Genomic DNA, 9,582 nt, shown 5'->3' on the forward strand with positions numbered 1-9,582 from the left:
TGCGCACCGGGGCGCCTCGTTTTTCAGGTCGAAGTATCTAAGGCGCCACCCCGGCCGCCCTGCCGGTTTGACCTGTTGAACCTCTCGCGCCGCCCGGAGACACTTCCTCACGTTTGACATAACATCGTGACGCTGTAAGGTGGTTCTTGAATGAACGACGAAGACAACGGGGGAGCCGCCATGTATGACCTGCCGATGGCCAACCTGCACGAGGCCTTGGCGCAGATCGACAAAGCGAATGCACGCCTGGCACGCAACCAACATCGCCGAGCGGTTCACCTACGTCCTCGACCCCTACACCCGCGAGGAGACCAACGCCCTCGGCATCACCACCGCACAGGAACGCGTGCGTCTGACCCTGTCCGCCCCGCGGATCGGATTCGACGGCTGGGTATTCGTCGCCCGCCTGGTCGAGGAGGAAGCCGGTTACGTGACCTTCTGCGCACCAGGGCAGAACCTCGACGGCTGGGCCCGACTGGACACCCCGCACTGCGACTACTGCGGCAAGTTCCGGCGCCGCGCCAAGCTGTACGTGCTGCGCCACACCGGCACCGGCGAGATCAAGCAGGTCGGCGCCAGCTGCATCACCCTGTTCCTCGGCGAGAAGGTCGCCGGGCTGTGGACCCTCGAATACGACTTGGACGAGCACCTGCCCACCCCGGGCGGCGAGGAGTGGGGCGAACCGGTAACCCGTGGAGATCGGTCGCTGCACAAGCTCGACACCACCGCCCTCGCACTGGCCTTCTCCGAGGGCGGGCGCGGCTACATCTCCCGCGCCCGGGCCCGCGACCGCGAGATCCCCGCGGCCGCAGACACCATCGCGACCGCGGTGTGGGACTGCAGTTCATCCGCAACCAGGAGCTGCGCCGCGAACTCGCAGAAAGGGTGACGGAGGCCCGCCGGATCCGGACCGAGCAGCCCGAGCTGATCGACGCCGTCCTGGCCTCCGCCTCGACCATCGATGCGGCCAGCGATTACGGGATGAACCTGCGGACCCTCCTCGCCGGACACTACGTTTCGGCGAAGTCGGTGGGTATCGCCGCCTCACTGGTGGCGGTCTACGCCCGGCAGCAGCAGCACGAGGCTGAACGCGCCACCATCGCCCCGGGTTTCGTCGCCCCGAAGGGTGCCAAGGTCACCGACCTCGACGCCACCGTCACCGTCTCCCGCATCATTCCCGGCCACTACGGCGCGAAGACCCTGCTGGTTCTCCGGACCGAGGGAAACCAGCTGGTCAAGTGGTTCGCCACAGGCTTGCGCGACTTCGAGCCCGGCCAGCGGGTGCGGATCCTGCGCGCCACGGTCAAGGACCACGAAATGTTCCGCGGCCAGGACCAGACAGTGGTCACCCGCGCCAAGCTCGAGGACCTCGAACCCGCCGTGTAGTGCGCACTCCAGAGCAGACCCCAGGCACGTCGCGGAAAACCGGAACATCCCGGGCCTCCCGCCGTCGCCGCCCCCGGAAGGACTCCGCCGTGCCTCCAGTGATTCGCCCGCACTTCAGTTACAACGACCCCACTCTCGCCCCGCCGGAACCGGGCAAGGACCTGGTTCTCGAAGTAGGCCTGATCTTCTCCCGTCCCGGCATCGGCCCCAAAGGTGGTGGCCAGTACGGCGGCATCCCGCTGTCTGTCGGCCCAACCACGACCCTGTTCCGTCGTCACGACGGTATCGAGATGCGCCTGCCGAATACCGATTTGCTGCTGTGGCACACGCCGTTCCTCACACAAGCCCATTACCGCGGCGTCACAGGCCTGAACCGACGACCTGGGTGGGAATGGCTGACATGGACCCTCGCCGACCACGTCGCCTACGATATGGCCGTCGCAGCGGTCCCCGCGCATGGCGTCGTCCCCGTCACCGAGGAGGCGGCGGCCTCGCCTCTGGTGATCGTGCCGTGCGGTGGACGCAAACGCGGCGAGCCAGCCCCCGCTGGAGCCCTCTATACCGGCTCCTACCACCGACTTTGCCAAGAGGCTGCCTGCCGACTGGCACCTCTCGAGGACATCCGCATCCTTTCCGGACTGCACGGCTTACTCGACCTCGACACAGTCGTCGCCCCGTACGAGATGCGCCTCGGCAGCCCGGGTTCCGTCACCGCCGACACCGTCCACGCCCAGGCCGCTGACCGAGGACTCCTCGGCGCCCCGGACGTCGTCGTGCTGGCGGGGCGGGACTACAGCCGGATCGTCACCGCCGTATGGCCGCACGCCCGCACTCCGCTGGCCGGCAGCCGCAGCATGGGCGAGCAGCTGCAGCGCCTCGCAGGAATCGCCGCCGGTGGAGGTCTCGACCACATTGGCCTGCATCAGAAGTCGGCATGACCGAGAAATGTGGGTATGCCGCGCTACATTGCCCACCGGGCAACTCATGCCCGGTCTTGGTAGGGAGGAGACAAGAATGCTGATCGTTGCAATGCTCGCTCTAGGGGTGGCGTTTCTGGGCGGGGCGCTGTATCCGCTGCTGGGGGTCGTGCGGAGCTGGAGTGATGGGGATCGATCCAAGAATCAGGCGATGGTCGCAGCCATGTCGCTCGTGGCCCTTTACGGCCTGCTGTTCCTCTATTCGGGGGTGGCAGGGCTTTTCGGCGCGCGGCTGTCCGCCATAACCATCCTCTCCTTCTTTGCGGTAACTGTGTTGGTCGGTACGGTCTTCGCGGTGGCGAGCTTGTACTCGAAACGTCGCGCATGGTCGTTGGACAACGAGCTGCGGGCCGCGTCCGGCCGCCCCGGCCGCCGTCATTGGATGCCGCCTCTGTTGGTTGGACTCGTGTGGCTCATGGGCGGATTCATTGCCCAGTTCGGCGTTCTGCTACTGGTGGCCAGCCTGAGTGTTGGGGAACGCTCGGCTGAGACCACGACGGACGACCTCGGCGTGACCGTTGCGATTGTGTTCATGGCTGCTGTCATGGTGATAGCGGCTGGTGCTGCGGGCACCCAGAAATGGCGGCTGGACCGAGAAGAGAGCCGACTGCAGGTATCTGACCGCGTGATGTCGCAGCGAGGACACGGAGGCGGAAGAGGATGAATGAAGACGACAGCATCGCGGCGACCTCCCTGGACTGGTCCACGGTGGTTCTGAAGGAATCCGAGCCGCCGCCGGCCCGCCCAGCGGAAGACGGGTTACTGAGCGTCTTGCTCGGGGTCGTCCTGCTCTCGATCGGCGGAACCATTCTGACGGCGATCCCGCTGCTGTTTGCGGGGGCAACGGTTGCGCTGGCAGCCTTCGCGGGCGTCGAGGTGAGCTTCCTTAGCGAGCACTCTGACGCTCTCTGGACACTGGCCGGCGCAACCACGGCGACATTCCTCGTTGGGGTTGCTGCAGTGGGCGGCGTGACAGCACTCGGTGCGGTGAGGAACAAGCGAAAGCCCAACGAGATCACCGGCAACCAATTGGCCGCGGCTCCTCACGAGGTGCGCGCCCTCGTGAGTGACGCTGTCCTTACCGTCGAAACGATTAAGGATTCCCGCGCGTGGCGAGAAGGGCTGTTCACCGATGTGGACCTGCGGGGGGCTATCTGGGACATAGGCTCCCGGGTTCTCGCGGCCACAGAGCTGCATGACGCCATCACCGCGGCGGGCGAATCCGGTAGCGGCGCGCTTGCGCCCGAGGACGACCAGACCTACGTGCTGTCGTGCGCCCGAATCGCCGATGCAGTTCAGGCGTTGCGGGACGCGGCCGCCGCAGTAATGCAGCTGTCGGCCGAACTCGCCGCCGCAGATGCCGTCGCACAGCAGGGCGCCGAGCGTGCCGAGCGAGCAGAACAGTCCGCAGGGCGAATTGAGCGTCTAGTCACCGCACAGGCCGCCTCCTCGACGACGCCGGCCACGGCGGTCACCGACCTCAGCGAGACGATCACCACCCGGACGGTTGCGTACAGGGAACTGCGCAAGGCCTGACCTGGAATAACGAAACCCCAGCCCTCCCAGGGCTGGGGTTTCGTCGTGTGGTGGGCGAGGATCGCGTCAGCTGCGTCGTCTGGACCCCAGATGTACGGAGGGACGTGTCAGCACGGCAGGTCAACGGATGTTTCTGGCGAAAATTGAGCATCCGGTGAACTACGTCGCAGGGGTGTGGGCGTCGACGAATCGGCGGATGACCTTGTCCCAGCCCAAGGACTCGAGGAGTTCCGCGGCGGCGGCACGTGAGGTGAGTGACCGCATTACGTCGATGTCGAGGTCGCCGCTGGTGCCCAGGACGTCGTCGAGCCGCAGGCAGTCGACGTACCCGTAGTCCGTCCAGGGGTCGACGTGGCTGTCCCAGTCCGCGGTATCGGCGTACGGCCCACCGAGACGCAGCTTTCCGCTGCGGTGGATCATCACGTACCGGGGAACCACCTGCATCGTCTCGTCGGCAGTCGCCAGGGTCACCTCGGGGTCGGCGGCGGGATCTGCGCTCGCGAGCCGGCGGTCGTAGGACGCCGTCTTGACCGTTGCGACCTCGACCAGCGCCCGCACGTAGACCCATCGCGCCCGCTCGACCGAACCTGCCCACGCCGATTCCTCGTCCGCGCAGGAGAACATGTTCTCGGCCGGGGTGCGTATCAGCAGCCGCGTCCCCACCCGTTCGTGATCGACAACCAGTTCCCCGTCGACGACGAGTTCGCCGGCGTGCTCGCGGACCCCGGTGATCGTCGCCACCGCGAGCACCTCGCCATCCGGGGCGGTGACGAACAGTTCACGCTCGGAGCGGACGCTGTCGGCATCACCGGGAAACGGGCCACGACCTCTGGTGAACGCTTCGTGCTGGGTCAAGTCGGCCCGAAACCAGGTCTCGGTCATCCCCAACGGATGATCGCGCACCTCTCGCAGGTCACCGAGCCGAACCCTCAACGCCACAGGTCGATCCTCCCCAATTCGTCGCCGGCACACCGCCGGAGCACTGTTGGATGGTAGCTATTGACCTGCGGCGATGTCCGATAAGTGTGGCCTAACCGGTGTGAAAGATGTGGCTGAGCTCCGCTTCTAGAACTCGGACACGCCGATGATCGTGTCCCAGCTCAACCACTTCTGGGGCGCTCCGTTCGTGTCGACGACACCGCCGAAACCATTGTTTCCCCAGTAGGGTCGCAGGCAATGTACGACCGACCGAGGGGGACCGGTGACGGGTTCTGCATCCGAAAAGACCATCTCGCCCGCATCACGCGCGTTCTGGGACCGCAGCTTCGCGGGCCGTCGCGCCCTGTTCGAGGAGCTTCGTCAGCGATCGCCGATCCAGTTCCACGCGGAAACAGCCGGTCCGGGCTTCTGGTCGGTCGTCGGATACGACGACGTGGTGGCGGTCAGCCGGAACCCGGAGGTCTTCTCCTCGGCCAAGGGCTTCACCATCGACGACGTCCCGGCCGAGATCCTCGAGTTCGCCATGTCGATGATCGCCATGGACGATCCCCGTCACCGGCGTCTGCGGGGCATCGTGCAATCGGCGTTCACCGCGGCCTCGGTGCGGGGCATCGCCGAGCGGGTGCGCGGCGACGCTGCGCAGATCGCCGCGGACCTGCCCCGAGATGCCGAGTTCGACTTCGTCCCCGACGTCGCGACCCGATTGCCGGTGCAGGTGATCTGCGAGCTACTCGGGATCCCGGAGAGCGACCGGCCGATGATCCTGGCCGCGGCGGCCGACGTCATCGCCGGAGGCGGTGATCAGGAGTTCGTCACCGCACCCGGCGGCGCGGCCGGCCTCGGCCAGATCTACGGATACGCCCTCGAACTCGGCGAGAAACGCAAGGCGGACCCCGGCGAGGATCTGACATCCCGGCTGGTGTCGACGACGGTCGACGGCGAGACCCTCACACCGACCGAGTTCGGGTCCTTCGTCATCCTCCTGATCACGGCCGGCTTCGACACCACCCGGCAAACGTTGGCCTGGGCGCTGCATCTGCTCAGCGAGCACCCCGACCAGAAAGAACTGCTGCTCGCCGATTTCGCCGGCCACATCGACAACACGATCGACGAGGTGATCCGCTTCGCCTCCCCGGTGCCCTACATGCGGCGCACCGCGACCGTCGACACCGAACTCGGCGGCGCCCACATCGCGGCGGGGGACAAGGTCGTCATGTGGTACCTGTCCGCGAACCACGACGAACGCATCTTCGACGGTCCGGGCCGGTTCGACATCACCCGGGCGAACGCCGGCAAGCACCTCGGTTTCGGCGCGAAAGACATCCACCACTGCCTGGGTATGAACCTCGCACGGCTGGAGCTGCGCGTCATGCTCGAAGAACTTTTCACCGCCCACCCCGCACTTCACGCAGTGGGCGAACCGGAACTGCTGCTCTCCGCATTCGTCAGCGGCATCGATTCACTTCCAGTCCGGACACGTGACTGACGGTGCCCCAGGCGCCACCTCGATGACAGAATAAAGAGCCTGAACAGCGAAGATGGCATGTCCCCTCCGCTCTGACTCCAACGGGACATCGAAGAGTCACCGGGGTCAGTCGCGCACTCGGTATCCGACTTCGCCGAATCGTCTAGCGGCAGAGTCCCCGAACGCCGAAACTCCCCCGTCCTCCCAGTGAGGACGGGGGCGTTCTGGGGTCGGGAGGGATAGCCGGCGGGGCAGGGAAATGTCATCTGTGCAGCTCAGGCCAAAAATCTGACTCCGGTGACATCGAATGCGGGCGAACGCCAATCACTCTGAGCGTCGGCGCCGAGGCTTCTGCACATCGGTGCGCGCGCCCTGTCCGGGTCTGTTGTTGGCCCACTCGATGACTTCGCCGCGCTTCCACAGCGGCGTTCGCCCGATCTTCTCGACCGGGGCCGGCGCCTGCCCCCGGGCGACATACGAGCGCCACGTCGAGGCGGAGATCTCGGTGCCGGACTCGGCCTTGATCAGGTCGATGCACTCCTGCGAGGTGAGCCTGTTCGGGTTGGCCATCTCAGATCTCCGCGTAGGTAATGGCCTGGACCGCGGAATCGCAGACGTACGGCCGAGTGAACGATGACGACTTACCGGTGCAGGGCGGCCTGCAGCCGGGCGCAGTCCGGTGACGCGGGGGTTCCATGCGCTAGACCCTACAGCTCGAGGATGTAACGCCAGCGTGCCTGTCTGGGGCATGTGGTATCTCTGCATACTTGCAACAATACAGCATGACGATGTAAGGTAGTGCTCGAAGGTGAAACTCGCCAAGGGAAGACGGTGCGAAATGACGCAGGCGGCAGATTTGAATACTCGTCCGGTCGAGTTCGCGAAGGGAGACCTGGTCGCGTGGACCGTGCGCCCAGGCGTCTACATCGTGGTCACGCGGTCGCGGGCATCGGTGGTCCTGCTGCCAGTGGTGCCTGAGCCGTACGCCACGCCTGACGGCGGATGGATCACCCATCCGTCCAAATTGCGCCCCGTCGACTTCGTCGAGGTCGGACGTGCCGCACACGCGGAGGGGGAGACCCTTTCTCCTGCCCTGAGTGCGGTAGTGCGCCGCGCACTCGATGGCCTGACCGTCGGCGACAGGCTCGGTCGCAAGATCATGTCCGACTTCGTCGACGGATGGACGGCCGCGAGCCTCGCCGAGCGCTGAACAGCAATGCCAGTAATGCCAGCAATCAAGGGGGAACCATGCCCGATCAACTCGTCCAGGGCCGCAATGTGCTGGACCTGCGCCCCGGCGACGTCGTGCGCGAACGCAATGGCGACTGGCCAGAGCCGTTCACCGCGGGCGAGTTCTACGACTACACCGTCGCCGAAATCGACCGCGTCAACACCACCACTGTGCACGTCGCCATCGTCACCGACGGATTCCCCGCCGCCGTGCCCTACAGCCCCGACCAGTGGGTGACCGTCGTCGAGGAGGTGAAGGCATCCCGATGACCCCGAACTGCATGTCGGAGGGTGCCGTCACGATGGCCACCGAGGAGGAGACGATGACCGAAGCAGGCAACGGTCCCCGGGAATGGGCGAGGCGCATGCTCACCCCGGGCCATGCGGTCATCCTCGATACCGAGACCAGCGACCTCGACGGATCGATCCTCGAGGTGGCCGTCATGGACGCGGCCACCGGCACCGTCCTCCTCGACACCCTCGTCGATCCCGGCGACGTGCAGATTCACCCCGCGGCGGCAGCCGTACACGGCATCAGCGCCGCCCAGCTCATCGGCGCTCCAGGCTGGCCCACCGTGTTCTCCGCCCTCGCAGCGGTCACCGCGGACCGGGTCCTACTCGCCTACAACGCATCATTTGATCAGAGCCGCATCCTGCACGACTGCCACCGCCACAGCCTCGACCCCCTGCACCTGGCCGACACCGAGCGGTGGGGATGCGTCATGGTGAGGCGCTCCCAGGCCGAAGGCGTCGAGAAGAACATCCGACTCGACGGCGCACACCGCGCCCGCGGCGACGCAGAAGCAGCCCGCACAGTCCTCCAGGGCATCGCAGACGGCCCTACCGGCACTCCTGCACCCTCTTGCGGCCGAGACGCCGCTCACCGCCCTGACGCGGTCGCTACGACCCCTTCCAGGGAACTGCTCGCAGAGGTGTCCTGCCCGGCTGACGCAGCCTCGTCGACACCGTCGGTGACGGGCCCCTACCTGCATAGATGACACGTCCCCCTCGCTGGAAAGAAGATGACATGCCCAAACCTTCCGGCCACGACACTCCGCGCCGCACCGTTCATGTGATCGACCGCAGCGGGTGGGGAACCAGCGGCGCCTACCCTGCGATCCGTGCTCTCACGCTGATCTGGACGTGCCCCACTTGCCAAGGCCCGCGGGGAATCCCGCAGAAACACCGCTTCCATGAGGACGGCGAATGGCTTACCTGTGACCGATGGGACAACCCGTGCGGCCACGTCGACATGTATGTGTCGGTCCTGAACGAATCCCGAAAAGGGTAGAGGGCTAGACCGGGTTTCTTTGTGGGACTTAATCCAAGGGTTTGCGACATCACATCGTCGCGCTGTAATGTAATTCTCGTACAGTCCGACACGGAAGGTCACCGTCATGAACGACAGCACCGCCGTCATCACCGCAGACATCGTCACCGCAGCTCGCCAGCTCGACTGGGGATCGATCGTGATCCGAGACGGACAGATCGCCGCGGTCGCCCTCGACGACGAGGTAGAAGGAGACGAAATTCTGGCGGACCACTTCGACCTGTGCGAACTGGCGGAGTCCGCGAGCGACGCCGCCATTGCGGCAGAGCTGAACGCGACTTCGCGCGACTGACCCGCAGACCCCCAGTAATCCCACTGACAAGGAGTTCTCATGTCCCACGCTCTCGCCGAAGCCATTACCCCGGACCACCCCCGCGACCGCATCGTCGGCGTGCACGGATACCACCGCGACGAGGCGGGTTCGCGGTTCGCGACCGTCCGCCTCGCCGACGGCTCCAAGGCCGAGATCGACCTCCTCGACATCTTCATCTCGCACCCGATCCGAGAGGTCGCCGCAGCGGCCTGACACACATCCGAAAAGCCTCACCTACCCAGTTGAAAGGACCCCGCAATGCCCGCCAAATTGAACGCCGAAGCGGGGGAGGCGGAGCGGTGAACGAGTACTTCCCGCCCGACTGGGACAACCGCCCCCGCGTCGAACCCTGGAACGGCCACATCACCCGTCAGATGTGGCTGGCCAGGGACAAAGAGGACCTGGT

General features: G+C 65.9%; 13 protein-coding genes. 11 read left to right on the forward strand and 2 right to left on the reverse strand.

Annotation, left to right across the window (positions count from 1 at the left end):
• Window positions 1-238 precede the first annotated feature (238 nt).
• From ACNJ7E_RS15040 to ACNJ7E_RS15060, 5 genes are all read left to right on the forward strand, one after another.
• Window positions 239-889, forward strand: coding sequence for a hypothetical protein (locus tag ACNJ7E_RS15040; RefSeq protein WP_418340267.1), 651 nt, complete (start codon window positions 239-241; stop codon window positions 887-889).
• A complete protein-coding gene (locus ACNJ7E_RS15045; protein WP_418340268.1) occupies window positions 832-1,386 on the forward strand; it encodes a hypothetical protein in 555 nt (184 codons plus the stop codon). Before ACNJ7E_RS15040 ends, ACNJ7E_RS15045 begins: the two co-directional genes overlap by 58 nt.
• An 89-nt stretch (window positions 1,387-1,475) precedes the next feature.
• Window positions 1,476-2,324, forward strand: a complete 849-nt coding sequence (locus tag ACNJ7E_RS15050; protein WP_418340269.1) for a DUF6884 domain-containing protein — start codon at window positions 1,476-1,478, stop codon at window positions 2,322-2,324.
• Between the two features lie 76 nt (window positions 2,325-2,400).
• The gene (locus ACNJ7E_RS15055) at window positions 2,401-3,027 is read left to right on the forward strand and encodes a hypothetical protein (protein WP_418340270.1); all 627 of its coding nucleotides are present in this window, start codon (window positions 2,401-2,403) and stop codon (window positions 3,025-3,027) included.
• Complete coding sequence (locus ACNJ7E_RS15060) at window positions 3,024-3,899, forward strand: hypothetical protein (protein ID WP_418340271.1); 876 nt, start codon at window positions 3,024-3,026, stop codon at window positions 3,897-3,899. The genes ACNJ7E_RS15055 and ACNJ7E_RS15060 overlap by 4 nt, the downstream gene beginning before the upstream one ends.
• Before the next feature lie 159 nt (window positions 3,900-4,058).
• On the opposite strand, the gene ACNJ7E_RS15065 is transcribed toward ACNJ7E_RS15060, so the two are convergent.
• The gene (locus tag ACNJ7E_RS15065; RefSeq protein ID WP_418340272.1) at window positions 4,059-4,838 is read right to left on the reverse strand and encodes a hypothetical protein; all 780 of its coding nucleotides are present in this window, start codon (window positions 4,836-4,838) and stop codon (window positions 4,059-4,061) included.
• A 262-nt stretch (window positions 4,839-5,100) separates the two neighbouring features.
• Here ACNJ7E_RS15065 and ACNJ7E_RS15070 point away from each other — a divergent pair, with 262 nt between their 5' ends.
• Entirely contained in the window at window positions 5,101-6,324 is a 1,224-nt protein-coding gene (locus ACNJ7E_RS15070) for a cytochrome P450 (protein WP_418340273.1), read from the forward strand.
• Between the two features lie 303 nt (window positions 6,325-6,627).
• On the opposite strand, the gene ACNJ7E_RS15075 is transcribed toward ACNJ7E_RS15070, so the two are convergent.
• Complete coding sequence (locus ACNJ7E_RS15075) at window positions 6,628-6,873, reverse strand: helix-turn-helix transcriptional regulator (RefSeq protein WP_005257276.1); 246 nt, start codon at window positions 6,871-6,873, stop codon at window positions 6,628-6,630.
• 268 nt (window positions 6,874-7,141) lie between these two features.
• Between ACNJ7E_RS15075 and ACNJ7E_RS15080 the strand changes: the two genes are divergently transcribed.
• The 5 genes from ACNJ7E_RS15080 to ACNJ7E_RS15100 all read left to right on the forward strand — a co-directional run bounded on the left by ACNJ7E_RS15080 (window position 7,142) and on the right by ACNJ7E_RS15100 (window position 9,389).
• A complete protein-coding gene (locus tag ACNJ7E_RS15080; RefSeq protein ID WP_418340274.1) occupies window positions 7,142-7,513 on the forward strand; it encodes a hypothetical protein in 372 nt (123 codons plus the stop codon).
• Window positions 7,514-7,551: 38 nt separating this feature from the next.
• Entirely contained in the window at window positions 7,552-7,803 is a 252-nt protein-coding gene (locus ACNJ7E_RS15085; protein WP_418340275.1) for a hypothetical protein, read from the forward strand.
• Window positions 7,800-8,531: a 3'-5' exonuclease gene (locus tag ACNJ7E_RS15090; protein ID WP_418340276.1), complete on the forward strand. Its 732-nt coding sequence runs from the start codon at window positions 7,800-7,802 to the stop codon at window positions 8,529-8,531. Before ACNJ7E_RS15085 ends, ACNJ7E_RS15090 begins: the two co-directional genes overlap by 4 nt.
• Before the next feature lie 399 nt (window positions 8,532-8,930).
• Complete coding sequence (locus ACNJ7E_RS15095) at window positions 8,931-9,155, forward strand: hypothetical protein (RefSeq protein ID WP_418340277.1); 225 nt, start codon at window positions 8,931-8,933, stop codon at window positions 9,153-9,155.
• Window positions 9,156-9,194: 39 nt separating this feature from the next.
• The gene (locus tag ACNJ7E_RS15100) at window positions 9,195-9,389 is read left to right on the forward strand and encodes a hypothetical protein (protein ID WP_054248534.1); all 195 of its coding nucleotides are present in this window, start codon (window positions 9,195-9,197) and stop codon (window positions 9,387-9,389) included.
• Window positions 9,390-9,582 lie beyond the last annotated feature (193 nt).

This window comes from Rhodococcus mengyinensis (genome assembly GCF_048381435.1).
Taxonomy (GTDB): domain Bacteria; phylum Actinomycetota; class Actinomycetes; order Mycobacteriales; family Mycobacteriaceae; genus Rhodococcus_F; species Rhodococcus_F opacus_D.